Source organism: Streptomyces sp. NPDC048331, assembly GCF_043201215.1.
GTDB lineage: Bacteria > Actinomycetota > Actinomycetes > Streptomycetales > Streptomycetaceae > Streptomyces.
The window spans coordinates 63780-89183 of the sequence record NZ_JBICYT010000017.1 but is presented as its reverse complement, the minus strand read 5'-3'; the positions used below and the strand labels follow the sequence as shown (position 1 = coordinate 89183).

The window sequence follows — 25404 nt, the reverse complement described above, 5'->3', positions numbered from 1 at the left end:
CCCCGGTCCGCGCCGCGCGGACCGGGGCAGGTCCGGGTCAGAGCGGTTGCTCGACGTAGTCGCCTTCCGTGTCCATGTAGAAGGTGCCCTTCGTGTTGCCGTCGATCTCGGTGTGCTTGAGCCACTTCCGGGACAGGTGGTGGACGTGCTTGACCACCCGCTCCCACGGGATCTGGTGGCCCGCGCAGGCGACCTTGAAGTGCATCTTCCTCGGACCCGGAATGGCCTTGTAGAGCTCGGTGACCGAGAGGAAGGGATTGGTGCCCGGAGCGCTGTTCACCGTCTTGTCGTGCTCGCCGACGACGATGAGCACCGGGATCTTGTGGCCGAGGATGTTGTCCACCTTGGCACCGGCCTTGTTCCAGCCCCACCAGAAGGCGTTGCGGAAGCGCAGCACGCCCGAGGGCACGCCGGACACCGGTGGCCCCCAGTTGCGGCCCACCACGTCGTTCTCCATGATCGCCGCCCACACGGTGTCGACCATGCCCTCCTCACGCTGCTCGTCGCCGCAGCCGAGTTCCTTGTCCCAGGCCTCGCCGAAACCCTGCCTGCCGGTGATGTGCATCGGGAAGTTCCACAGGGTGGGCGGCGGCGGCAGCGCGTCCGGCCGCTCCCACTTGGTGCCGGGCTTGCTCTCGGGTCCGTCCGGCCGGAAGACCGGGGCGAGCAGGAAGAGGCTGGAGACGTTCTCCGGGTGCTGGATGGCGTACGGGCCCAACGCGATGGCGGCGGCGGACCAGCCGAAGAGGGCTACCTTCTCCACGCCGCGCTCGGCCTTGATGTACTCCACGACGGTGTGGACCTCGGCCCAGTCGGCGGCGGAGTCGCCGAGGTGCTTGGCGTACGGGGGGGTGCAGGGGCCCGGCAGCGGGTGGTTGTCGTGCAGGAGCTTCGCCTGCTGGGCGGCATTGGTGTTGCAGGGCTCGTTCATGACCGTCGGGCGCGGCGAGCGGCCGTGGCCCTGGAGGTCCATGGCGAAGACGTCGAAGCCCGCCTTGGCGAGGAACAGCATCCAGTTGTACTCACCGGTGCCCAGGTCCGCACCGGGCAGTACGGGGACGCTGCGACCGTGCAGCATCAGGACGGCCGTGCGCTTGGTCGGATTCTTCGTCCCGTCACGCTCCCGGACGAAGAGTTTGATCACCTCCCCGTCGTTGACGGGGAGGGTGGAGGAGTGCTTGACCTCGTGGTCGATCGTCTTGATCTGCATGGCCGGGGTCTCCGTTCGGGTCGGCCGGGGTCCGGGGGGCGGGACGCCCCGGGACGAGGCCAGAATCCGGAAGCGGGTGTGCCCGACGCCATTGACGTGACCGTGACGATCGGGCGGCCGACCCGATCGGGTCACCGCCCGCGCTCCGATCGGGCGGGCGTGAGGAGGGGGCGCACGGAGTCGCGGCGCGGGGCGCGGAGTGTGACCTTCGCCGCTCCTCCGGGAGGGGGTGTGCACATTGGTTACCCGCAAGTAGCATGGTCGGGTGAGCGGGCGCTCAGCAACGTATGCCGAACGCGCCCCCGCGCAGCAGTGCCACCCCGCACCTGGAGGAGAGCCAACGTGCCTCGTACCGTCAGGGACGTCGTCTTCGTCGACGGCGTCCGCACCCCGTTCGGCAAGGCGGGCCCGAAGGGCATCTACCACGAGACCCGCGCCGACGACCTCGTCGTGAAGGCGATCCGGGAGCTGCTGCGCCGCAACCCGGACCTGGACCCCAAGAAGATCGACGAGGTCGCCATCGCCGCGACCACGCAGATCGGTGACCAGGGCCTGACGCTGGGCCGTACCGCCGGAATTCTCGCGGGCCTCCCGCAGTCCGTACCGGGCTACTCCATCGACCGCATGTGCGCCGGCGCGCTGACCGCCGTGACCGCCGTCGCGGGCGGTGTGGCCTTCGGTGCCTACGACGTCGCCCTCGCCGGCGGTGTCGAGCACATGGGCCGTCACCCCATGGGTGAGGGCGTGGACCCGAACCCGCGCTTCGTCTCCGAGAAGCTGGTCGACGAGTCCGCCCTGTTCATGGGCATGACCGCCGAGAACCTGCACGACCGGTACCCGACGATCACCAAGCTGCGCGCCGACGAGTACGCCGTGCGCTCGCAGGAGAAGGCCGCCAAGGCGTACGCCGACGGCAAGATCCAGCAGGACCTGGTCCCGATCTCGGTGCGCAACACCAACGAGGCGGCCGGTGAGACGGGCTGGGGCCTGGTCACCACCGACGAGCCGATGCGCCCGGGCACCACGCTGGAGAACCTGGCCGGCCTGAAGACCCCGTTCCGCGTGCACGGCAACGTGACCGCGGGCAACGCCGCCGGTCTCAACGACGGTGCCACCGCCGCGATCATCGCGTCCGAGGACTTCGCCCGGGAGAACAACCTCCCGGTCAAGATGCGCCTGGTCTCGTACTCCTTCGCGGGTGTCGAGCCCGAGGTCATGGGCTACGGCCCGATCCCGGCCACCGAGAAGGCCCTGGCCCAGGCCGGCCTGACGATCGAGGACATCGGTCTCTTCGAGGTCAACGAGGCCTTCGCGGTCCAGGTCCTCGCGTTCCTGGAGCACTACGGCATCGCCGACGACGACGCCCGCGTGAACCAGTACGGCGGCGCCATCGCCTTCGGTCACCCGCTCGCCTCCTCCGGCGTGCGCCTGATGACGCAGCTGGCCCGTCAGTTCGAGGAGCAGCCGCACGTCCGCTACGGCCTGACCACCATGTGCGTCGGCTTCGGCATGGGCGCCACGGTCATCTGGGAGAACCCGAACTTCAACGCCGAGGGAGACTCCAAGTGAGCACCACCGCTGAGCTCCTGAAGGGCGCGGCCGAGCTGTTCCCGGACGAGGTCGTCACGTCCGCGCACGTCCGCCACCTGGACCTGCCGTTCGGCGCCGGGCGCTTCGCGCTCATCACGCTGGACAACGGCTTCGACCACACCAAGCCGACCACCTTCGGCCCGCAGTCCCTCGCCAACCTGAACGCGGCGATCGACCAGGTCGAGCAGGAGGCCACCGCCGGCACCATCGTCGGCGCGGGCATCACCGGCAAGCCGTTCATCTTCGCGGTCGGCGCCGACCTCAAGGGTGTCGAGCTGCTGAAGAAGCACGACGAGGCGCTCGCCATCGGCAAGGGCGGCCACGACGTCTTCAAGCGCCTCTCGGCGCTGGCCGTCCCGACCTTCGCGTACTACAACGGCGCGGCCATGGGCGGCGGCGTCGAGGTCGGTCTGCACTGCTCCTACCGCACCGTCTCGAAGGCCATCCCGGCCTTCTCGCTGCCCGAGGTCTTCCTCGGCCTGGTTCCCGGCTGGGGCGGCTGCGCCATCCTGCCGAACCTGATCGGCGCCGAGCGGGCGGTCTCGGTGATCATCGAGAACTCGCTCAACCAGAACAAGCAGCTGCGCGGCAAGCAGGTCTTCGACCTGGGCATCGCGGACGCGCTGTTCGAGGGCGCGGACTTCCTGGAGCAGTCGCTCCTGTGGACCGCGAACGTCCTGAACGGCACCACCGAGGTCGTGCGCGACGAGATCGACCGCGGTGAGGCCTGGGACGCGGCCGTCGCCAAGGGCCGCTTCATCGCGGACTCCAAGGTGCACGGCGCCGCTCCCGCCGCCTACCGCGCGCTGGACATCATCGCCGCCGCCAAGTCGGGCGACCTGCAGGCCGGCTTCGACGCCGAGGACACGGCCCTGGCCGACCTCATCATGGGCGGCGAGCTGCGCTCGGGCATCTACGCCTTCAACCTGGTGCAGAAGCGCGCCAAGCGCCCGGCCGGTGCCCCGGACAAGTCCCTGGCCCGTCCGGTCACGAAGGTCGGCGTCGTCGGCGCGGGCCTGATGGCCTCGCAGCTGGCGCTGCTCTTCCTGCGCCGCCTGGAGGTGCCGGTGGTCCTCACCGACATCGACCAGGAGCGCGTGGACAAGGGTGTGGGCTACGTCCACGCCGAGATCCAGAAGCTGCTCGGCAAGGGCCGCATCAACCAGGACAAGGCCAACCGCCTGACCGCCCTGGTGACCGGTGTCCTGGACAAGGCCGAGGGCTTCGCGGACGCGGACTTCATCATCGAGGCCGTGTTCGAGGAGATGTCCGTCAAGCAGAAGGTGTTCGCGGAGGTCGAGGCGGTCGCCCCGGCGCACGCGATCCTCGCCACCAACACCTCCTCGCTGTCGGTGTCGGAGATGGCCTCCAAGCTCCAGCACCCGGAGCGTGTGGTCGGCTTCCACTTCTTCAACCCGGTCGCGATCCTCCCGCTGCTGGAGATCGTCCGCGGTGAGCAGACCGACGACGCCTCCCTGGCCACGGCCTTCGGTGTCGCCAAGAAGCTGAAGAAGACCGCGGTCCTCACCAAGGACGCCCCGGCGTTCGTCGTGAACCGCATCCTGACCCGCTTCATGGGCGAGATCCAGAACGTCATCGACGAGGGCACCCCCGTCGTCACGGCGGAGAAGGCCATCGAGCCGCTCGGCCTGCCGATGTCCCCGCTGGTGCTGCTGGAGCTCGTGGGCCCGGCGATCGGCCTGCACGTCTCCGAGACCCTGAACCGGTCCTTCCCGGAGCGCTTCACCGTCTCCCCGAACCTCGCGGCGGTCGTCAAGGCCGGCAAGCGCGGCTTCTACGTCTACTCCGCCGAGAACGGCTTCAAGCCGGAGCTGGACCCCGAGGTCGCCGCCCTCCTGGTGCAGGGCGACTCCGTCCTGACGGAGGAGCAGGTCCGCGACCGCGTCCTGGACGCGGTGGCGCAGGAGATCGGCCTGATGCTGGAGGAGGGTGTCGTGGCCGAGGCCCAGGACATCGACCTCTGCCTCATCACGGGCGCCGGTTGGCCCTTCCACCTGGGCGGCATCACCCCGTACCTGGACCGTGAAGGCGTCTCGGAGCGCGTGAACGGCAAGAAGTTCCTCGCCCCCGGCCTCGCGAGCATCCCGGCCTAGTCCGGGTCTGCGAGGGCTGTTCCACGGCTCGGCCCGCCCCTTCCGGGGGGCGGGCCACAGCCGTTCGAATACCTGTCTAAGATTCACCCCCATGACGGAAAAGCACGCGCGGCCCAAGCGCCGCCGCCGCGTTCTGCGGATCACCCTGCTGCTGGTCGCCGTGCTGATCCTGGGCACGGCCGGGGCCGGCTGGTGGGCCTTCAGCCACCTGAACTCCAACATCGACAGCGTCGACCTGGACCAGGCGATCGGCGACAACCGGCCCAAGAAGGTTGTCGCGAACGCCCAGAACATCCTGGTCCTCGGCTCCGACTCGCGCGCCGGGGCCAACGCGGACCTCGACCACGGCGAGGTCAGCGGTGCCCGCTCGGACACCGCGATGCTGGTGCACATACCCGAGGGCCGGGCCAAGGCGACCGCGGTGAGCATCCCCCGCGACACCCTGATCACCCGGCCCGAGTGCAAGGACGGCGAGGGCAAGACCCTGCCGTCCGCCAAGCGGGTCATGTTCAACTCCGTCTACTCGCTCGCCGGCCCGGCCTGTGTGGTCAACACGGTGGAGCAGATGTCCGGCGTCCGCGTGGACCACTTCGTCGAGGTCGACTTCGCCGGCTTCAAGGGCCTGGTCGACGCGCTGGGCGGGGTCACCGTCACCCTGGACAAGCCGATGAGCGGCGCCAAGGGCGGCCTCAAGCTGGACGCCGGCTCGCACCGGCTGAACGGCACCGACTCGCTGAAGTTCGTCCGTACCCGCTACGGCTACGGCGACGGCAGCGACCTCGGCCGCATCGGCCTGCAGCAGCAGTTCATGATGGCCATGCTGTCCGAGATCAAGAAGCAGGACGCCCTCGGCAACCCGGCGCGGCTGTACAAGCTCGCCGACGCCGGGACCAAGTCGCTCACCACCGACCGCGACCTCGCCTCGCTCACCGCGCTGTCCGACTTCGCGCAGAGCATGAAGGGCGTCGACCCGGACACCATGGAGACGATCATGCTTCCGGTCGCCTACGACAAGGTGGACCCGAACCGCGTGATCGTGGCCGAACCGCAGGCGACCCAGCTGTGGGAGGCCCTGCGCAACGACCAGAAGGTCCCGGCCTCGGCGAAGAACTCCCCCGCCAAGGGCTGAGCCGCCGAGCCGCCGAGCCTTCGGCCACCGCGGCCGCGGCGGGCCCGTACGGGAGATGTCCCGTACGGGCCCGCCGTGTCATGTGCGGGGTGACGACGCCGGCGCTCAGAACTCCGCGTTCCGGCCGACCTTGTGCAGCCGGCTGTTCCGGTAGCCGTAGACGAAGTAGACGATGACGCCGATGACCATCCAGCCGATGAATCGGGCCCAGGTCTCGGCCGGCAGGTTGAGCATCAGCCAGAGCGAGGCCGCGATGGACACGATCGGGATGAACGGTACCCACGGGGTACGGAAGGACCGGTGCAGGTCGGGGCGGGTCTTGCGCAGGACGATCACGCCGAGGGCGACCACCACGAAGGCGAACAGGGTGCCGATGTTTACCAGTTCCGCGAGGGTCTCCAGGCTGGTGAAGCCCGCGACGACCGCGATGACCCCACCGAGCAACATGGTCGCCCGGTACGGGGTGCGGTACTTCGGGTGCGTCACGGAGAAGACCCGCGGCAGCAGTCCGTCACGGCTCATCGCGAAGAACACACGGGTCTGGCCGAGCAGCAGGATCATGCACACGGTGATCAGGCCGACGGCCGCGCCGAGGCTGATGGCGCCCGAGAAGAACGGCTGGTTCACCGATTTGAAGGCTTCGGCGAGCGGCGCGGTCGGGGACATCTCCGAGTACTTCTGCATGCCCGTGACCACCAGGGTCACGGCGACGTAGAGCACGGTGCAGACCAGCAGCGAGCCGAGGATGCCTCGCGGCATGTCCCGCTGGGGGTTCTTGGTCTCCTCGGCCGCCGTCGCCACCACGTCGAAGCCGATGAAGGCGAAGAAGATGAGCGAGGCCGCCGTGAAGATGCCCATGACGCCGAAGTTGGTGGGCTCGTAGCCGAAGAGCACCTGGACCAGGGGCGAGTGCCAGCCGCTGACGCCCTCGGCCTGTGGCTGGGCCGGCGGGATGAACGGCGAGTAGTTGTCGGCCTTGATGAAGAACAGACCCGCGACGATGACCAGCAGCACGACCGTGACCTTGATGGCGACGACGACCGCGGTGATGCGGGCCGAGAGCTTCGTCCCGACGACCAGGATCCACGTCAGCACCAGGACCAGCAGGAACGCCAGCAGGTCGAAGTGCCCGCCGGGGACATCGGGGCCGGACAGGGAGGCCGGCAGCGTCCAGCCCAGGTTGGTGTCCATGAGGTGGCGTACGTACCCGGACCAGCCGACCGCGACGACGGCCGTGCCCAGTGCGAATTCCAGCACCAGGTCCCAGCCGATGATCCAGGCGGGCAGCTCGCCGATCGAGGCGTACGAGAACGTGTACGCCGATCCGGCCACCGGGACGGTGGACGCGAATTCGGCGTAGCAGAGCGCCGCGAGGGCGCAGACGATGCCCGCGGCCACGAAGGCCAGGGCGGTGGCGGGACCGGCGTTGTTCCGGGCGGCGATGCCCGTGAGGACGAAGATGCCGGTGCCGATGATGACGCCCACACCGAAGACCGTGAGGTCCCACGCGGAAAGCGACTTCCGGAGCGCGTGTTCCGGCTCCTCCGTGTCGCGGATGGACTGCTCCACCGTCTTGGTACGGAATGGGCTGTTCAGATCCTTGCTCACCGACGCCTCCGAGAGGTGACGACGCACGAACGGGCCGGGAGGCCCACTCTTCAAGAGTGATCTCCCGGCCCGTGACGTGCAACCGCGCGTCGATCTACGAACGGCGCGCGTGGCGAGTTCCGGACTAGTCGACGGCGGCGGCCGGCTCGCTGTCGTAACGGCCGTCCAGCTTGGCGACGAGGCCGGTGACCTGCCGGGCGATGTCCGGCGCCGTCAGGCCGATCTCGGCCATGATCTCCTTGCGGAGGGCGTGGTCGAGGAAGCGCTGCGGGATACCGAAATCGCGCAGCGGTACGTCGACACCCGCGTCCCGCAGGGCCTGCGAGACGGCGGAGCCCACACCGCCGGCACGGCCGTTGTCCTCGACGGTCACGACCACCCGGTGCCGGTCCGCGAGCGGGGCCAGGGCCTCGTCCACGGGCTTGACCCAGCGGGGGTCGACCACGGTCGTGGAGATGCCCTGCTTGTCCAGCAGATCGGCGATCTCCAGGCACATCGGGGCGAGTGCGCCGACCGAGACGAGCAGTACGTCCGGACGGGTGACCTCGTCGGCCGGACGGCGCAGCACGTCCATGCCGCCGATCCTGCCGACGGCCGGGACGGCCGGGCCGACGACGCCCTTGGAGAAGCGCACGACGGTCGGGGCGTCCTTGACCTCGACGGCCTCACGGAGCTGGGCGCGCAGCTGCTCGGCGTCGCGCGGCGCGGCGAGCCGCAGGCCGGGGACGACCTGCAGGATGGACATGTCCCACATGCCGTTGTGGGAGGCGCCGTCGTCGCCCGTGACACCGGCGCGGTCCAGGACGAAGGTGACCCCGCACTTGTGCAGGGCCACGTCCATCAGGACCTGGTCGAAGGCACGGTTGAGGAAGGTCGCGTACACCGCGAAGACCGGGTGGACCCCGCCGGTGGCCAGACCGGCCGCCGAGGTGGCGCCGTGCTGCTCGGCGATGCCCACGTCGTAGATGCGGTTCGGGAAGGCCTCGGCGAACTTGTTGAGGCCGACCGGGTGGAGCATGGCGGCGGTGATGCCGACGATGTCCTCGCGCTCGTGACCGATCTTGACCATCTCGTCGGCGAAGACGGAGGTCCAGCTGGCGGCGGCGGTCTTCACCGGCAGGCCGGTGTCCGGGTGGATGACGCCGACCGCGTGGAAGCGGTCCGCCTCGTGTTCCAGGGCCGGGGTGTAGCCGCGGCCCTTCTGGGTGAGGCAGTGCACGATGACCGGGCCGCTGAAGCGCTTGGCGCGCTGCAGGGCGGACTCCAGGGCCTCGATGTCGTGGCCGTCGATGGGCCCGATGTACTTGAGCCCGAGGTCCTCGAACATGCCCTGCGGGGCGATGAAGTCCTTCAGGCCCTTCTTGGCGCCGTGCAGGGTCTCGAAGAGCGGCTTCCCGACGACCGGGGTGCGCTCCAGGATCTCCTTGCCGCGGGCCAGGAAGCGCTCGTAGCCGTCCGTGGTGCGCAAGGTCGCCAGGTGGTTCGCGAGGCCGCCGATGGTGGGGCCGTACGAGCGCTCGTTGTCGTTGACCACGATGACCAGCGGGCGGTCCTTGGCGGCGGCGATGTTGTTCAGCGCCTCCCAGGCCATGCCACCGGTCAGGGCGCCGTCGCCGATGACGGCGGCGACGTGGTGGTCCTCGCGGGCCAGCACCTCGTTGGCCTTGGCCAGGCCGTCGGCCCAGCCGAGCACGGTGGAGGCGTGCGAGTTCTCGATCACGTCGTGGTCGGACTCGGCGCGCGAGGGGTAGCCGGACAGACCGTTCTTGGTCCGCAGGCCGGCGAAGTCCTGGCGGCCCGTGAGCAGCTTGTGGACGTAGGCCTGGTGGCCGGTGTCGAAGAGGACCTTGTCCTTGGGCGAGTCGAAGACCCGGTGCAGGGCGATCGTCAGTTCGACCACCCCGAGGTTGGGGCCGAGGTGCCCGCCGGTCTTGGAGACGGCGTCGACGAGGAAGGACCTGATCTCGGCCGCGAGCTGGTCGAGCTCCTCCTGGCTGAGCCGGTCCAGATCGCGCGGTCCCTTGATGCGGGTCAGCAGCACCCGTGCCTCCTTGCAGTTGCTTGCTGGTCTGTCGAGTCTAATGTTCCGCCCCCGGCCACGGTCATCGGGCCGTCCCGAGGGAGTCACACCTTTGTCATACATGTACGCACGGCCTGGCGGCCACACATCACATACGGGCGTATACCCGTACATGAGTACCCCGTTCAGGCACGCACGGATGCCCGGCGCCACGAGAAGTGGCGCCGGGCACTGTGACCGGTCTTACCGCCGGACATCACTCCGGCGGGCGGGTCGGACGCGCGATCAGGCGCGGCCGGCCGTCTTCTGGGTCTTGCGCGTCACCGAGTCGATCACCACGGTCGCCAGCAGCACCGCGCCGGTGATCATGTACTGGATCGGCGTGGCGATGCCCTCCAGGGCCAGACCGTACTGGATCGAGACGATGACCATGACGCCGAGGAGGGCGTTCCAGGTCCGGCCCCGGCCACCGAAGAGGCTGGTGCCGCCGATGACGGCCGCCGCGATCACGTTCATCAGCAGGTCGCCGGCGCCGGCGCTCTGGTTGGCCGCCGCGATCTTGGAGGCCCAGAACAGGCCGCCGATGGCGGCGAAGGTGCTGGAGATCGCGAAGACCGTGATCCGGACGCGGGTCACGTTGATGCCCGCGCGGCGGGAGGCCTCGACGCTGCCACCCAGTGCGAAAACGTTTCGCCCGAAGGTCGTGCGACGCAGCAGGAAGTCCGTGAGGACCAGGGCCAGCAGGAAGAGCACCACCGCGAGCGGCAGACCCTTGTACTGGTTGAACAGCACGGCCGGGCCGAAGGTGCACAGCGCGAGCAGGCCGGTGCGCAGCAGGATCTCGGCGAGCGGGCGGGAGGGCATCCCGGCCGCCTCGCGGCGCCTCGCATCGAGGAAGGCCGCGAGGAAGTAGCCGGCCACCGCGAGCGCGGCCAGCCCGTAGGCGACGGCCACGTCCGAGAAGAAGTACGTGGTCAGCTGGCCGACCACGCCGTCGGAGTCGATGTTGATCGTGCCGTTGCTGCCGAGGATCTGCAGCATCGCGCCGAGCCAGAAGAGCAGGCCCGACAGGGTGACGGCGAAGGCCGGGGCGCCGACCTTGGCGAAGAAGAAGCCGTGGATCGAGCCGATCAGGGCGCCACCCACGACGGCCGCGAGAATGGCGAGCCATTCGTTCACGCCGTGCGTGACGGCCATGACGGCGACGATCGCGCCCGAGACACCGCTGACCGAGCCGACCGAGAGGTCGATCTCGCCGAGCAGCAGCACGAAGATGATGCCGATGGCGATCATGCCGGTGCCGGTCATCGTGATCGCGATGTTGGTCAGGTTCTCCGGGGAGAGGAAGTTCGAGTTCAGCCCCTGGAAGATCGACCAGATGACGATCAGGCCGATGACGACCGGGAGGGAACCCAGGTCGCCCGCCTTCATCTTCCGCTTGAACTCGCCCACGTACCCGGCGAGGCCCTCCTCGCGGACGAGCAGGCGGGGGTCCACCGCCGGGATCGCGTCGTGCGCGGCCGCGGGGTTGACCGGGTCGATGTGTTCCTGCTGATCGACGCCCTTGTCCAGTGGACCGGTGGCAGGGTTCTGGGTGCTCACTTGCCGGCCTCCGAGGTGCGGGCCGCCCGGCGGGTCACGGCGTTGTCCGTGGCACCGGTGATGGCGGAGATGATCTCTTCCTGCGAGGTGTCGGCGACGTTGAAGACACCGTTGTTGCGGCCCAGCCGCAGGACCGCCACCTTGTCGGCGACGGCCTTCACATCGGCCATGTTGTGGCTGATGAGGATGACGGCGTGGCCGCGCTCGCGCAGCCGCTCCACCAGGTCGAGAACCTGTGCGGTCTGCTCGACACCGAGGGCGGCGGTGGGCTCGTCGAGGATGACGAGCTTGGGCTCGCCCAGCATGGAACGGGCGATCGCCACGGTCTGGCGCTGACCGCCGGAGAGCGAGGCGATCGGGATCCGGACACTGGGGATCCGGATGGACAGGGTGGTCAGGAGCTCGCGGGCGCGCCGCTCCATCTCCACCTCGTCGAGGATGCCGAAGCTCTTGAGCTCCCGGCCGAGGAAGAGGTTGCCGACGACGTCGATGTTGTCGCACAGCGCCAGGTCCTGGTAGACCGTCGCGATGCCCAGGTTCTGGGCGTCGTGCGGCTTGCCGATGGCGACCGGGCGCCCCTCCCACTCGATGACACCTTCATCGATGGGGTGCACGCCGGCGATCGTCTTGACCAGCGTGGACTTTCCGGCACCGTTGTCGCCGACGAGGGCGACCACTTCACCGGAGTGGATCTCGAGTTCTACGTCGGTGAGGGCCTGAACGGCGCCGAACCGCTTCGAGACCCCTCGCAACGCCAGCACGGGCGCAGCGGACACATGAACCATCTCCTTCGCCGCCTGACCGGCGGGGATGTCGTGCAAAAGAGCAGGAGCGGGACGAATAGGGGAGGAACGTTTCTGCCCGGCGCCCCGCCCGGTGGCGGGATGAGAGGGAGGGGCGCCGGTCAGGCACGGGGGCCGTCTCGTGGGGAGACGGCGGGGGGCCGTTACTTCAGGCCGGCGGCGGCACAGGCGGCCGCGTACTTGTCGGTGCAGATCTCGTCGACCGAGTAGACGCCGTCCTTGACGACGGTGTCCTTGATGTTGGCCTTGGTGAGCGAGACGACCGGGATCAGGACGGAGGCGACGCCCTTGGCGGTCGGGCTGTCGACCGTGGACGTGGACTCGGGCTTGCCACCCTTGGCGAGGGCGACGGCCATCTTCGCGGCGGCCTCGGCCTCGGGGGCGTACGGCTTGTAGACGCTCATGAACTGCTCACCGGCGACGATCCGCTGCACACCGGCGAGTTCGGCGTCCTGGCCGGTGACCGGCGGCAGGGGGTTGACGCCGGCGGCCTTGAGGGCGGTGATGATGCCGCCGGCCATGCCGTCGTTGGCGGAGTAGACGCCGATGACCTTGTCCTTGCCGAGCGCGGAGAGCGCGGCCGCCATGTTGGTGTTGGCGTTCTCCGGCTTCCACTCGACCGTGTCGTACTCCTTGCCGACGTTCACCTTGCCGTCGAGCTCGGAGTGCGCACCGGACTTGAAGAGCTTGGCGTTCGGGTCGGTGACCGAACCGTTCATCATGACGATCTGGCCGTCCTTGGCCTTGTCGCCCAGCGCCTCCAGCAGGGCCTTGCCCTGGACCTTGCCGACCTCTTCGTTGTCGAAGGAGGTGTAGGCGTCGATCGGGCCCTCGGCCAGGCGGTCGTAGGCGACGACCGGGATGCCGGCGTCCTTGGCCTTCTTGACCGAGCCGGCGATGGCCTTGGAGTCCACCGCGTCGATGATCAGGACGTCCACCTTGTTGGTGATCATCGTGTCGACCTGGGAGTTCTGCGTGGTCGCGTCCTGCTTGGCGTTGGCGTAGACGACCTCGCCCTTGCCGCCGGTGAGCTCGGCGATCTTCTTCTCGATCAGCGGCTTGTCGAACTTCTCGTAACGCGCGGTCTGGTTCTCCGGCAGGAGCAGACCGACCTTGATCGCATCGCCCTTGGCAGCGCCGGAGGACTCCTTCGTCGTGTCGCCCGCCTCCTTCGCACTGCCACAAGCGGCGAGCGAAACGGCCATGGCACCAGCGGCGACAGCTACGGCGGCTCTGCGCATACGCGTGTTCATTACTTGAACCTCCCTGACGAGGCCGCAGCGGCGCGGCCGAGGTGGATGTGAGTCAACCCCGGCCGCGTTTTGCCGTCAAGGAGTGAATTCTTAACGAGATGACAACGGTGCCATTCGTTATCTACCTGAAGACAAGACGGCTGGAGCTCGCACTCCACTTCCATGATCTGACAAAAGTGTCGAATCGCCCATCTCGCTGAGGACGAGCGCCAGTGCTCCCAGCACCTCGGCCCGCCCTCCCAGGTTCCCCGTCAGCACCGACAACTGCCGGGCCGCGCTGGGGATCGCGTACCTCCCCACCGATTCACGGATGGGCGCGAGGACGAGCTCACCGGCCTCCGCCAGCGAGCCGCCGAGCACCACCCGGCTGGGGTTCAGGAGGTTGCACAGACTGGCCACGCCGCTGCCGATGTGCCGGCCGACGTCCGTGATCACCCGGCGGCAGCCCGGGTCCCCCTCACGGGCCAGTTCGACCACGCGCTCCATCGTCAACTCCGGGCCGTGCGTGCCCTGGAGCAGCGGGAGTACGTACCGGGCCGCCGTGAAGGTCTCCAGGCAGCCGCGGTTGCCGCAGCGGCAGACCGGGCCCGATTCGTCCAGGGTGATGTGCCCGATCTCGCCCGCCGTGCCGCCGGGTCCGCGGTAGATCTGGCCGTTGATCACCAGGCCGGCGCCGACGCCGCTGGCCACCTTGATGTAGGCCAGGTCTTTCACTCCCCGCCCGCTCCCCCAAACGAGTTCACCGAGGGCGCCGAGGTTCGCGTCGTTGTCCACGTACACGGGCACTCCGAGGCGCTGCGAGAGCTCCTGGCGGGGATTGATGCCCGCCCAGCCCGGCAGGATCGCGGTCGAGCCCAGGGTCCCGGACTCCACGTCGATCGGGCCCGGCACGCCGAGCCCGACGCCGATGACCTTCTCCAGCCCCACGCCGATGTCCGCGATCAGCCTTCCGACCAGGGCTTCCGCCCGGTCGAAGCCGTCCGTCCAGGACGCGTCGACGTCCAGCGGCTCGGACTCCTCCGCCAGTACCTGGTGGGCCAGGTTCCCCACCGCCACCCGCAGGTGGGTGTGGCCGAAGTCGACACCGATGACGATCCCCGCGTCACCGCTGAGCGAGACGCTGCGCGCCCGGCGGCCACCGGCCGAGGTGTCGGTGACCTCGACGGTCCCGCCGTCCTTCAGCTCCCGGACGATGTTGGAGACCGTGGCCGCCGACAGTCCGGTGGCACGGGCGATCTCCGCCTGGGTCAGCGATCCCGCGAGCCGCACCGCCCGCACGACCCGTTCGAGATTCGCGCGATGCAGTGACGACTGCGATCCGGGAGTCTGCACGACTCATCCACTCCTGCCCATTAGCGACGGCGAGCCGTCGCCCCCCGGCCGGGGCATGTCACGGCTGCACGCTCCGAGACCCCGGCATCTCTCCAACTTGTGAACCTTAAGTCGAGCCTTAACGCATCCACACGTCAAGAGGCTGACACGGGATGAAACGGCTGGTACCGACCTAAAGATGGAGAGAAGCGCCTGTTGGATCGTGCTACGGTCGCTGGGACGCCGGTCCTCTGCGGCCCTTTCGGCCGGACCTGGCGTCGGGCATTGACCGCGCTACGCAAGGAGGTGTTCGGGATGAGTCCCGATCGAAGTCCTTGCAGCGCTCTCGTTGCTCTCGTCGGCTGACCTCGTGACCGGCTGACCTCTCTCCGGGTACGCACGGCAGCGGTGGACCGCCTGCCCTGTGCGCGCTCGCGTTCCGTTCGCATCGCGTCGCGTTCCTTCGCGTTCCTTCGCGTTCACTCCTTCCACACTCCCTTCCTTCCGCATGCCCTGCCAACTCCGCCGGGCGTGCGTCATCCATGCCCACCGGCGTGCCGCGGGCCCATCGGGCCGTCGTGCGCCGACCCGTGATCACTCCACGTGACCGAGCGGCTCCGCGCTGCCCGGACACCGTGGAGGGAGGTATTCGTCATGACCATGCTCACCCCCCGTACCCCGACCACCCTCGCACCGCCGGGCCGCTCCCGCCGTGAGCGCAAGGCCGCCGAGCTCCAGGACCGCACCCGCCTCGTCGGCGAGCGGCTCGCCGGGATCGGCGCCCGCTCGGGCGTCGAGGTCCTTCAGGAGGTGGACACCTCCCCGGCCGGCCTCACCCACGCCGAGGCCGCGCTGCGCCTGGAGCGGCACGGCTCCAACACCGTCGCCCACGAGCGCGCCCCCCGCTGGTACCTCCAGCTGGCCAAGGCCTACGCGAACCCCTTCATCGCCGTACTGGTCCTCCTCGCGGCGGTCATGTACTGGCAGGACCCCGGTGACCCGGGCGTCGTCATCCTCTCCGTGATGGTGGGGATCAGCGGACTGCTGCGCTTCTGGCAGGAATTCCGCTCGGGCCGCGCCGCCGACGCGCTGAAGAAGCTCGTCACCACCACGTGCGCGGTGCAGCGCCGGGCCGGCAGCGGCTCCGCGCCCACCACGTTCGAGGTACCCATGGACCAGGTGGTCCCGGGCGACGTGGTCAAGCTGGCGGCCGGTGACCTGATCCCGGCCGACCTGCGGATCGTCACCGCCAAGGACCTCAATGTCGGCCAGGCCGCGCTGTCCGGCGAGTCCCTGCCGGTGGCCAAGGCCGACACCCGCACTCCGGACCTCGGCGGGCAGGGGACCACGGACCCGGTGGAGGCCGACAACCTGGCCCTGATGGGTACCTCGGTCACCTCCGGCACCGCCACCGGGGTGGTCGTCGCCACCGGCGCCGACACCTACTTCGGTTCGATGGCCGGCTCGCTCGTCGGCGAGCGCCCGCAGACCACCTTCGACACCGGCGTGCGCAAGGTCAGCTTCCTGCTGATCCGCTTCATGCTGGTGATGGTCCCGGTCGTCTTCATGATCAACGGCTTGACCAAGGGCGACTGGGACGAGGCCCTCCTCTTCGGCATCGCCGTCGCCGTCGGATTGACCCCCGAGATGCTGCCGATGGTCGTCTCCGCCAACCTGGCGCGCGGCGCGGTGGCCATGTCCAGGCGGAAGGTGGTCGTCAAGCGACTGAACGCGATCCAGAACCTGGGCGCGATGGACGTGCTCTGCACGGACAAGACCGGCACCCTCACCGAGGACCGGATCGCCTTGGACCGCTACCTGGACGTGCACGGCCACGAGGACGGCGAGGTACTGGAGTACGGCTACCTCAACGCGCACTTCCAGACCGGCCTGCGGAACCTGATGGACCAGGCCGTCATCGACCGCGTCGACGAGGCCGAGGAGGTTGTCGTCGACGCACGGTTCTCGATGGTCGACGAGATCCCCTTCGACTTCGCCCGACGCCGGATGTCCGTGGTCCTCTCCCGCAACTCCCTGGTCGGCGACTTCGGACGGCGCGAGCACATCATGATCACCAAGGGTGCCGTCGAAGAGGTCCTGGACCTCTGCACGCACATGACGGACCGCGGGGAGACGGTCGAGCTGACCGAGCAGCTGCGGTGGCACGTCGCCCGGATCGCCGAGGACAACAACCGTCAGGGCCTGCGCGTCCTCGCCGTCGCCACCCGCACGATCGCCGGCCCGCGCGAGACCTACACGGTCGCCGACGAGGAGGGGCTGACGCTGGTCGGCTTCCTCGCCTTCCTCGACCCGCCGAAGGCCGACGCGGCCCGAGCCCTCCAGGGCCTGGCCGACAAGGGCATCGCGGTGAAGGTGGTCACCGGCGACAACGACCTCGTCGCCGCCCGGGTCTGCGCCGATGTCGGCATCGACGTCGGCCAGGTGGTGCTCGGCCCCGAGACCGACGACCTGGACGACACCGAACTGCGCGCGCTGGCCGCCCGTACGACGGTCTTCGCCAAGGTCAACCCGGTCCAGAAGGCCCGGATCGTCCGGGCCCTGCAGGCCGGCGGCCACACCGTCGGGTTCCTCGGCGACGGCATCAACGACGCGGCCGCGCTGCGCGACGCCGACGTCGGCATCTCGGTGGACACCGCCGTGGACATCGCCAAGGAGTCGGCCGACATCATCCTGCTGGAGAAGGACCTCACCGTCCTGGAGCAGGGCGTCCTCCAGGGCCGCACCACCTTCGGCAACACGATCAAGTACATCAAGATGACGGCGTCGTCGAACTTCGGCAACGTCTTCTCGGTCCTGGTCGCGAGCGCCTTCATCCCCTTCCAGCCGATGCTCGCGATCATGCTGCTGGTCCAGAACCTGGTCTACGACATCGCCCAGCTGGCCACCCCGTGGGACCGGATGGACGAGGAGTACCTGCGCAGGCCCCGCAACTGGGACGCCAAGGGCATCGGCCGCTTCATGGTCACGATCGGCCCGATCAGCTCGATCTTCGACATCGCGATGTTCCTGATCATGTGGCACGTGTTCGCGGCGAACAGCGAGGCGAGCCAGTCCCTCTTCCAGTCCGGCTGGTTCGTCGAGGGCCTGCTCTCGCAGACCCTGATCGTCCACATGATCCGCACCCGGAAGATCCCCTTCATCCAGTCCCGCGCCTCCTGGCCGGTGATGGTCATGACCGTCCTCGCGGTGCTGACCGGGCTCTGGCTGCCCTTCTCGCCGCTGGCGTCCTCGCTGGGCTTCGTGGCCCTGCCGGCGAGCTACTTCCCGTGGCTGATCGGCGTGCTGCTCGCGTACTGCACGCTCACCCAGCTCGTGAAGACCTGGTACATCCGCCGCTTCGGCACCTGGCTGTAGGAGAATGAATTGAACACGTTCAGCCCGGCCGGCACTATGGCTCCAGGACGTCGCCGGCCGGGCGGACCGTGGGTTCGCCGTGCCACGAGGGGGGTTGATCGTGCATCAGAAACGGTCGTACGCAGTCGTGCTGGTGGTCTCGACGCTGGTGGGACTCCTGGAGGTGGCGCTCACGGTTGTGGTGGTCGTGCTGTACGTACAGACGCAACCGCCGCCGGACAGGGGCCCGGACTGGGTCGAGATCGGGGCGGACCTGGTCGCCACCGTGCCCCTCATCGGCTTCATCTCCTTCCTGCTGTCGCTGGTCTTCGTCCTCCCGGCGGTCGCGCTGGCCGACCTCCTCGGCCGATGGCTCGGCAGGCACGCGGCCTGGTGGTCGGCGCCGCTGATCGTGGCGGCCCTGCTGACGCCGCCCGTCTTCGGCTACGCGGCGTACAACGACACGCAGACGCGGGCCACGCTGCTCTTCTGGGTCTCTGCCACGGCCTCGCTCTCGGCGGGAGCGCTGATCGCCCTGCCCCGGGACGACCGGCTGCTGGGGCGGGTGGCGCGGTGGGGCACGGGTGTGGTGGTGGGGACGGGGCTGTTCGGCGCGCTCGGGCTGGCCGTCGGCCTGTTGCCCGCGTACGAGCCGCCGAGGATCGGGCCGCAGACCATGGTCGGCCTCTGGAACGACGGCATGGGCCACGACCTGGTCTTCACCGCGGACGGCCGGGTCACCGCCACCGGCGTCGGCAGGCGCTTCGCCTTCGACTACCCCTACGACCCGTACCCGGGCTGCTGGGGCTCCGGGACCTGGGTCTACGAGGGCGGCCCGAACGTCCGGGCGCAGAAGGTGCGCATCGACATCCCCGGGTGCACCTTGCCCGTGTGGGACGTCGGCGGCACCGCCGAGAACCCCCGGATCGTCCGGCAGATCGGCGACCAGGGTCCCGGATACCTCTACAGGCTGAACAAGGCTCCTGACGGGACCCGGCCCTGAGGCTCTACTTCAGGGTCGCCGAGGTGAGGCCCGCCTGGATCTGGCGCTGGAAGGAGAGGTAGACCACGAGCATCGGGACCATGGCGATGGTGGCACCGGCGAACAGCACCGGCAGGTCGGTCTCGTAGCCCATCTGGTACTGGAGCTGGATGAGCCCCTGGGTGAGCATGTACCGCTCGGGGTCGGCGCTGGTCTGCGGCTGCATCAGCACGGCGGGCAGGATGTACTGGTTCCACTGGCCCAGGACGTTGAAGATCCCGACGCTGATCAGACCGGGCTTGGCCATCGGCAGCATCACCTGGAAGAAGATCCGGGTGTCGGAGGCTCCGTCGATGACCGCCGCCTCGTGGATCGCCGTCGGCAGCGTCCGGAAGAAGGAGTGCATGAAGAAGACCGTGAAGGGCATCGAGTAGGCGACGTAGACCAGGATCAGACCCTGGTAGGTGTTCAGCATGTCGAAGCGCTTGACCATGAAGAACAGCGGTACGAGCGCCAGGAACACGGGGAACATCGCCCCGCTGACGAAGAAGTAGTAGATGAGCCGGTTCCCCGTGAAGGGGTAGCGGGCCAGCACGTACGCGGCCATGGAGCCGAACAGCATCGTCAGCGGGACCGAGAACACCAGCACGATGAGGGTGTTGGCGAAGTAGCCTCCGATGCCCTTCGTCCAGGCCCGCCCGAAGGCGTCGAAGTGCCAGTTGGAGGGCCAACTGAGGGCCGAGCCGCCGATCTGCGCGTCGGTCTTGAAGGCCCCGAGCGCCAGCCAGAGCAGGGGCAGCACGATCATTATCGCCCAGACGACCAGGAAGCCGTGCGAGAAGACGTTGAGGGCCATGCCCTCGGAGCGGCGCCCCTCCCGCTTCCCCGGCCGTCCGGCGCCGCCGGCCCGCTCCGCGGTGTTCTCACCGGGAGCCTTGATCACTGTGGATGGTGCGGTCATCGTGGAAACTCCGCTCAGAACTCGATGCGCTCGCGGCGGGTGGCGCGCAGCGTGATGACGGAGAGGATCATGGTCAGGGCGAGCATGACCACGCCCATGGCGCAGGCGTACCCGCTCTTGCCGAAGTAGAGGAAGTTGCGCATCAGCACCGTCGACATGACCTCGCTGTGGTGGTCGGGCCCGCCGCCGAACTGACCCGAGGTCATGGTCGACACCAGCACGAACATGTCCATGGCGGCGATGCCCAGATAGACCGCCGAGGTCTGCACAGAGTCCCACAGCAAGGGCAGCGTCACCTTGAAGAAGGTCTGGGCGCGCCCGGCGCCGTCGAGCAGGGCGGCCTCGTAGATGTCCTTGGGGACGGACTGCATGGCCGCGGAGAACAGGACGAGGTAGAAGCCGACGCCGTGCCAGACGACGACGAGGAGCAGGCACCACAGGACGAGGTTCGGCTCGTTGAGCCATTCGACCGGGTGGGCCGCGTCGATCAGGCCGACCTTGGTCAGGAAGCCGTTGAGCAGGCCGCCCTCGTCGCTGCGGTAGATCGCGCCGAAGAGCACGGAGAGGATGGCGAGGGAGAGGACCTGGGGGAAGAAGTAGACGACCTTGTAGAAGCGCGATCCGCCGACTCCTTGCACCCCGCCGGCTCCGCCGCGCCCGCCCGCGTTCACCATGAAGGCGAAGAAGAGGGCGAGCAGGATGGTGACGAGCGGGACGAACACCAGGAGCAGCAGGTTGTGCCAGAGCGCGCCGCGGAAGACCTCGTCCGTCAGCAACGTCGCGTAGTTGTCCATGCCGACGAAGTCGAACGTCGGGGACTGCCCGCTCCAGTTGGTGAAGGAGTAACCGAACGTCTGCACGTACGGCCAGATGACGAAGGTCAGGTACAGCGCTAGGGGTGCGAAGAGGAAGCCGGTGATGAAACCGGCCCGCCCCTTCCTCTGGGCTACTTGGCTCATGGTGTCCGTCCCCGCGGTGTCAGGCGCGCTTGTTGTTCTTGGCGTTCGGGTCCTTGGCCGCCTTGTCCACCGCGGCCTGGGCTCGCTTGATCCACTCCTTCGGCTGAATCCGCTGCGCCATGAGCTCATTGGACGCGTTCTGGATCTCGGTGTCCATTTCGCTGTACCAGTCGGGGTAGCGGTAGCTGAAGGTGTTGCCGCCCGCGGCCTTGAGGGCCTCGACCGCCGACTGGGTGCCCGGCCGCAGTTTGACGCCGGGGTCCACCCCGTCCTTGACCACCGTGAGCGAGTTCGCCTGCTGGGCGAAGATCGTCGACCATTCGCGGGACAGCATGGAGCGGAGGAACTCGAAGGCCGCGGCCTTGTTGGCGGCCTTCTCCGGGACGATGAAGGGCTCGTCGACACCGGCCCGGATCGCCTCGAAGGGCAGCTTGCTGTCGGCGAGCAGCGGCATCGGCAGGAACTTCATGTCGAAGTCCTCCGGGGTCTGCTTCAGCTGCTCGTTCTCCAGCCAGGAGCCGGAGGGGATGAAAGCGGCCTTGTACTGGTTCCAGGCCGTCTGTGACTCCGTGTGGGTGAGGCCGTTGGTGCCCGGCATCAGCAGGCCCTTCTCCACCACCTCGTAGACCGCCTCGACCGCGGCGAGGGCGGCGGGGTTGCCCTCGAAGGCGTTCGGCTCCAGGTTGTCGATCGCCTTCATGGCGTCCAGACCGCCCTTCTTGGCGATCAGGTCCATGATGACGACATTGATGTAGTACGGGAACTTGCCCTGGTGGGCGAGGCCGCCGATGCCGGCTTCCTTGGCCTTGGCGCAGACGGCCAGGAACTCGTCCCAGGTCTTCGGCGGCGCCCAGCCCTTCTCCTTGAAGAGCTTGCCGGAGTACCAGAAGCCGAATACGGCGTAGACGTACTTCAGGACGACGAACTTGCCGCCCTGCAGGCCCTGTTCGTAGGCGCCGTCGACCAGGGTGTCGCGCACCTTCTTGCTCGGGTCGTCGAGCGAGGGCGAGTCGAGCACGGCGGTGAGGTCGGCGAGTTGGTCGCCCTTGGCGAGCACGTCCAGCTTGATCTGCTGGGCGCCGGAGTCGTCGACGACGTCCGGCGGGTTCCCGGCGTTGAAGCGGGGCTGGAGCTTGGCGGTGATCTCCTGGGTGCCCAGGTGGGAGCTGGTGGTGCCCCACTTCTTGTCGAAGGCGGCCTCCCAGGCCTTCGCGTAGTCGTCGCCGAATCCGCCCTTGAAGACGACGACGTCCAGCTTGCCGCCCTTCGCGACGCCGAAGGGGTTCTCCTTGGTCACCGGCGCCTTGGCCGGGCCCTTCGTGGAGTTCTCCGCACCGCCGGACGCGCAGGCGGACAGGAAGCTCATCGTCGGCACCGTGATCAGTCCGAGTGCTGCGGAGCGCTTGATCAGGTCGCGGCGTCCGAGGCCCTCACCAGTGGATCCCATGCTCATGTCCTCGCCTTCGTCAGAAGTGTGAAGGAGACCGGGGATTCACGGTGGTGACCGTGCATGCGGACATCACCACAGGTCCCCGCCCACCCCCGGCCCGGAGCCGCTCGTCTCGCGGTGATCCGGACGGGCACAGGTATAGTCCACTTGCGCTCGTGTGAGCAAGATCATGCACATTTATGGCCACCAGTTTTTCCGAGTTGAGACCTGTCCGTCACATGGACACGCCGCCGGACGAACGGAAGGGCCGTACCCCCTCGACGGGGGTACGGCCCTTCGGCGTCTACTGCGCGGTTCAGCCGCGGATGAGGTTCCGGAGCACGAACTGCATGATGCCGCCGTTGCGGTAGTAGTCCGCCTCACCCGGCGTGTCGATGCGGACGACCGCGTCGAACTCCACACCGGTTTCGGTGGTCACCTTGACGGTGCGCGGGGTGGTGCCGTCGTTCAGCTCCTCCACACCGGTGAAGGAGAAGGTCTCCTCGCCGGTCAGACCCAGGGAGGCCGCGGTGGCACCCTCCGGGAACTGCAGCGGGAGGACGCCCATGCCGATCAGGTTGGAGCGGTGGATGCGCTCGTAGGACTCGGCGATGACGGCCTTGACGCCGAGCAGCGCGGTGCCCTTGGCAGCCCAGTCACGGGACGAGCCCGAGCCGTACTCCTTGCCCGCCAGGATGACCAGCGGGATGCCGGCGGCCTGGTAGTTCTGCGAGGCGTCGTAGATGAAGGAGACCGGCGCGCCTTCGACGGTGAAGTCGCGGGTGAAGCCGCCCTCGGTGCCCGGCGCGATCTGGTTGCGCAGGCGGATGTTGGCGAAGGTGCCGCGGATCATGACCTCGTGGTTGCCACGGCGGGAACCGTACGAGTTGAAGTCGCGACGCTCGACACCGTGCTCGGTGAGGTACTTGCCGGCCGGGGTGTCGGCCTTGATCGCACCGGCCGGGGAGATGTGGTCGGTGGTGACCGAGTCGCCCAGCTTCGCCAGCACGCGGGCGCCGGCGATGTCGGAGACCGGGGTGGTCTCCATGGTCATGCCCTCGAAGTAAGGGGGCTTGCGCACGTAGGTCGACTGCGGGTCCCACTCGAAGGTGTTGCCCGTCGGGATCGACAGCGCCTGCCACTGGGCGTCGCCCGCGAAGACGTCCTGGTAGGACTTGCTGAACATGTCCTCGCCGATGGCGTTCGCCACGACGTCGTTGACCTCGGCCTCGGAGGGCCAGATGTCCGCGAGGAAGACCGGCTTGCCGTCGGTGTCGGTGCCCAGCGCGTCCTTGGTGATGTCCACCTTCATGGAGCCCGCGATGGCGTACGCGACGACCAGCGGCGGGGAGGCCAGGTAGTTCATCTTGACGTCGGGGTTGATGCGACCCTCGAAGTTGCGGTTGCCCGAGAGCACCGAGGTGACCGCGAGGTCGGCCTCGTTGATCGCCTTCGAGATCTCCTCGTCCAGCGGACCGGAGTTGCCGATGCAGGTGGTGCAGCCGTACCCGACGAGGTTGAAGCCCATCTTGTCGAGGTACGGGGTCAGGCCGGCCTTGTCGAAGTAGTCGGTGACGACCTTCGAGCCGGGGGCCAGGGTGGTCTTGACCCAGGGCTTCCGGCTCAGGCCCTTCTCGGCCGCCTTCTTGGCCACGAGCGCCGCGGCGACCATGACGTAGGGGTTCGAGGTGTTGGTGCAGGAGGTGATCGCGGCGACGGTGACGGCGCCGTGGTCGATCTCGAAGGAGGTGCCGTCGGCCAGGGTCACCAGGGTGGGCTTGGTGGGCACACCGTTGGAGGACGCCGGGGCGTCGGACGCCGGGAAGGACTCCTTGCCGGCCTCCTCGTCGTCGGAGACGTAGTTGCGCACGTCGACGGCGAACTGCTCGGCGGCGTTGGCCAGGACGATGCGGTCCTGCGGGCGCTTCGGGCCGGCGATGGAGGGGACGACCGTGGAGAGGTCGAGCTCCAGCTTCTCGGAGAAGTCCGGCTCGGCGGCCGGGTCCAGCCACAGGCCCTGCTCCTTGGCGTACGCCTCGACGAGCGCGACCTGCTGGGCGTCGCGGCCGGTCAGGCGCAGGTACTTCAGGGTCTCGTCGTCGATCGGGAAGATCGCGGCGGTGGAGCCGAACTCCGGCGACATGTTGCCGATGGTGGCGCGGTTCGCGAGGGAGGTGGCGGCGACGCCCTCACCGTAGAACTCGACGAACTTGCCGACGACGCCGTGCTTGCGCAGCATCTCGGTGATGGTCAGCACCAGGTCGGTGGCGGTGGTGCCGGTCGGCAGCTCGCCGGTCAGCTTGAAGCCCACGACGCGCGGGATCAGCATGGAGACCGGCTGGCCGAGCATCGCGGCCTCGGCCTCGATGCCGCCGACGCCCCAGCCCAGCACGCCCAGGCCGTTGACCATGGTGGTGTGCGAGTCGGTGCCGACGAGGGTGTCGGGGTACGCCTGGCCGTTGCGGACCATGACCGTGCGGGCCAGGTGCTCGATGTTGACCTGGTGCACGATGCCGGTGCCCGGGGGGACGACCTTGAAGTCGTCGAAGGCGGTCTGGCCCCAGCGCAGGAACTGGTAGCGCTCCTTGTTGCGGCCGTACTCCAGCTCGACGTTCTGCGCGAAGGCGTCCTTCGTGCCGAACTTGTCGGCGATGACCGAGTGGTCGATGACCATCTCGGCGGGCGAGAGCGGGTTGATCTTCGCCGGGTCGCCGCCGAGGGCCTTGACGGCCTCACGCATGGTGGCGAGGTCCACCACGCAGGGGACGCCGGTGAAGTCCTGCATGATCACGCGGGCCGGCGTGAACTGGATCTCCTCGCTGGGCTGGGCCTGCGAGTCCCAGTTACCGAGCGACCGGATGTGGTCGGCGGTGATGTTCGCGCCGTCCTCGGTGCGAAGCAGGTTCTCCAGCAGGACCTTCAGGCTGTAGGGAAGGCGGGCGGAGCCCTCGACCTTGTCCAGCTTGAAGATCTCGTACGACTCGTCGCCCACCTGCAGCGTGCTGCGGGCGTCGAAGCTGTTCGCCGACACGACAGTCTCCTTCATGCATGAATTCGCGCGTATTACCGCAATCCTGCC

Annotated in this window: 16 protein-coding genes; 5 read left to right on the top strand and 11 right to left on the bottom strand. The window is 68.5% G+C overall.

The genetic code is table 11. From position 1 onward, the window contains the following. Positions 1-37: 37 nt before the first annotated feature. Positions 38-1210, bottom strand: coding sequence for an alpha/beta hydrolase (locus tag ACGFYY_RS23990; protein WP_393712169.1), 1173 nt, complete (start codon positions 1208-1210; stop codon positions 38-40). A 342-nt stretch (positions 1211-1552) separates the two neighbouring features. Here ACGFYY_RS23990 and ACGFYY_RS23985 point away from each other — a divergent pair, with 342 nt between their 5' ends. The 3 genes from ACGFYY_RS23985 to ACGFYY_RS23975 all read left to right on the top strand — a co-directional run bounded on the left by ACGFYY_RS23985 (position 1553) and on the right by ACGFYY_RS23975 (position 6043). Beyond that, positions 1553-2779 carry an acetyl-CoA C-acyltransferase gene (locus ACGFYY_RS23985; protein ID WP_327264969.1) on the top strand — a complete coding sequence of 409 codons (1227 nt, stop codon included), beginning with the start codon at positions 1553-1555 and terminating at the stop codon, positions 2777-2779. Beyond that, positions 2776-4914, top strand: coding sequence for a 3-hydroxyacyl-CoA dehydrogenase NAD-binding domain-containing protein (locus tag ACGFYY_RS23980; protein ID WP_393712166.1), 2139 nt, complete (start codon positions 2776-2778; stop codon positions 4912-4914). Before ACGFYY_RS23985 ends, ACGFYY_RS23980 begins: the two co-directional genes overlap by 4 nt. Before the next feature lie 91 nt (positions 4915-5005). After that, positions 5006-6043: an LCP family protein gene (locus ACGFYY_RS23975; protein ID WP_365272962.1), complete on the top strand. Its 1038-nt coding sequence runs from the start codon at positions 5006-5008 to the stop codon at positions 6041-6043. A 105-nt stretch (positions 6044-6148) separates the two neighbouring features. Here the strand turns inward: ACGFYY_RS23975 and ACGFYY_RS23970 are convergent, their stop codons facing one another. The 6 genes from ACGFYY_RS23970 to ACGFYY_RS23945 form a co-directional block, all read right to left on the bottom strand. Further along, a complete protein-coding gene (locus ACGFYY_RS23970; protein ID WP_393712164.1) occupies positions 6149-7651 on the bottom strand; it encodes an amino acid permease in 1503 nt (500 codons plus the stop codon). Between the two features lie 124 nt (positions 7652-7775). Further along, entirely contained in the window at positions 7776-9692 is a 1917-nt protein-coding gene (gene dxs / locus ACGFYY_RS23965; protein WP_393712161.1) for a 1-deoxy-D-xylulose-5-phosphate synthase, read from the bottom strand. Positions 9693-9956: 264 nt separating this feature from the next. Then, positions 9957-11243, bottom strand: coding sequence for a sugar ABC transporter permease (locus tag ACGFYY_RS23960; RefSeq protein WP_393712292.1), 1287 nt, complete (start codon positions 11241-11243; stop codon positions 9957-9959). Between the two features lie 26 nt (positions 11244-11269). Continuing rightward, entirely contained in the window at positions 11270-12058 is a 789-nt protein-coding gene (locus tag ACGFYY_RS23955) for an ATP-binding cassette domain-containing protein (protein WP_030760712.1), read from the bottom strand. Between the two features lie 161 nt (positions 12059-12219). Then, positions 12220-13329 carry a sugar ABC transporter substrate-binding protein gene (locus tag ACGFYY_RS23950; RefSeq protein WP_181382417.1) on the bottom strand — a complete coding sequence of 370 codons (1110 nt, stop codon included), beginning with the start codon at positions 13327-13329 and terminating at the stop codon, positions 12220-12222. Positions 13330-13446: 117 nt separating this feature from the next. Then, positions 13447-14661, bottom strand: coding sequence for an ROK family transcriptional regulator (locus tag ACGFYY_RS23945; RefSeq protein ID WP_365272952.1), 1215 nt, complete (start codon positions 14659-14661; stop codon positions 13447-13449). 633 nt (positions 14662-15294) lie between these two features. Between ACGFYY_RS23945 and mgtA the strand changes: the two genes are divergently transcribed. Then, positions 15295-18015 carry a magnesium-translocating P-type ATPase gene (mgtA, locus tag ACGFYY_RS23940; protein ID WP_393712157.1) on the top strand — a complete coding sequence of 907 codons (2721 nt, stop codon included), beginning with the start codon at positions 15295-15297 and terminating at the stop codon, positions 18013-18015. A gap of 100 nt (positions 18016-18115) precedes the next feature. Next, on the top strand, positions 18116-18997 hold the full coding sequence (locus ACGFYY_RS23935; protein ID WP_393712155.1) for a hypothetical protein: 882 nt from the start codon (positions 18116-18118) through the stop codon (positions 18995-18997). 4 nt (positions 18998-19001) lie between these two features. Here ACGFYY_RS23935 and ACGFYY_RS23930 read toward each other — a convergent pair whose 3' ends face one another. The 4 genes from ACGFYY_RS23930 to acnA form a co-directional block, all read right to left on the bottom strand. Further along, positions 19002-19937 (bottom strand): carbohydrate ABC transporter permease, encoded by a 936-nt coding sequence (locus ACGFYY_RS23930; protein WP_393712153.1) that lies wholly within the window; start codon positions 19935-19937, stop codon positions 19002-19004. A gap of 14 nt (positions 19938-19951) precedes the next feature. After that, positions 19952-20896 (bottom strand): sugar ABC transporter permease, encoded by a 945-nt coding sequence (locus ACGFYY_RS23925; protein ID WP_365272942.1) that lies wholly within the window; start codon positions 20894-20896, stop codon positions 19952-19954. 19 nt (positions 20897-20915) lie between these two features. Further along, positions 20916-22343 carry an N-acetylglucosamine/diacetylchitobiose ABC transporter substrate-binding protein gene (gene ngcE / locus ACGFYY_RS23920; RefSeq protein ID WP_393712290.1) on the bottom strand — a complete coding sequence of 476 codons (1428 nt, stop codon included), beginning with the start codon at positions 22341-22343 and terminating at the stop codon, positions 20916-20918. Positions 22344-22641: 298 nt separating this feature from the next. Further along, a complete protein-coding gene (gene acnA / locus ACGFYY_RS23915; RefSeq protein WP_365272988.1) occupies positions 22642-25356 on the bottom strand; it encodes an aconitate hydratase AcnA in 2715 nt (904 codons plus the stop codon). Between the last annotated feature and the right edge of the window lie 48 nt (positions 25357-25404).

Excerpts from the sequence above, each read along its gene's own strand:
- ACGFYY_RS23990 (WP_393712169.1), bottom strand. The coding sequence starts at position 1,210 with ATGCAGATCAAGACGATCGACCACGAGGTCAAGCACTCCTCCACCCTC.
- ACGFYY_RS23975 (WP_365272962.1), top strand. The coding sequence starts at position 5,006 with ATGACGGAAAAGCACGCGCGGCCCAAGCGCCGCCGCCGCGTTCTGCGG.
- ACGFYY_RS23955 (WP_030760712.1), bottom strand. The coding sequence starts at position 12,058 with ATGGTTCATGTGTCCGCTGCGCCCGTGCTGGCGTTGCGAGGGGTCTCG.
- ACGFYY_RS23950 (WP_181382417.1), bottom strand. The coding sequence starts at position 13,329 with ATGAACACGCGTATGCGCAGAGCCGCCGTAGCTGTCGCCGCTGGTGCC.
- mgtA (WP_393712157.1), top strand. The coding sequence starts at position 15,295 with ATGACCATGCTCACCCCCCGTACCCCGACCACCCTCGCACCGCCGGGC.
- ACGFYY_RS23930 (WP_393712153.1), bottom strand. The coding sequence starts at position 19,937 with ATGACCGCACCATCCACAGTGATCAAGGCTCCCGGTGAGAACACCGCG.
- ACGFYY_RS23925 (WP_365272942.1), bottom strand. The coding sequence starts at position 20,896 with ATGAGCCAAGTAGCCCAGAGGAAGGGGCGGGCCGGTTTCATCACCGGC.
- ngcE (WP_393712290.1), bottom strand. The coding sequence starts at position 22,343 with ATGGGATCCACTGGTGAGGGCCTCGGACGCCGCGACCTGATCAAGCGC.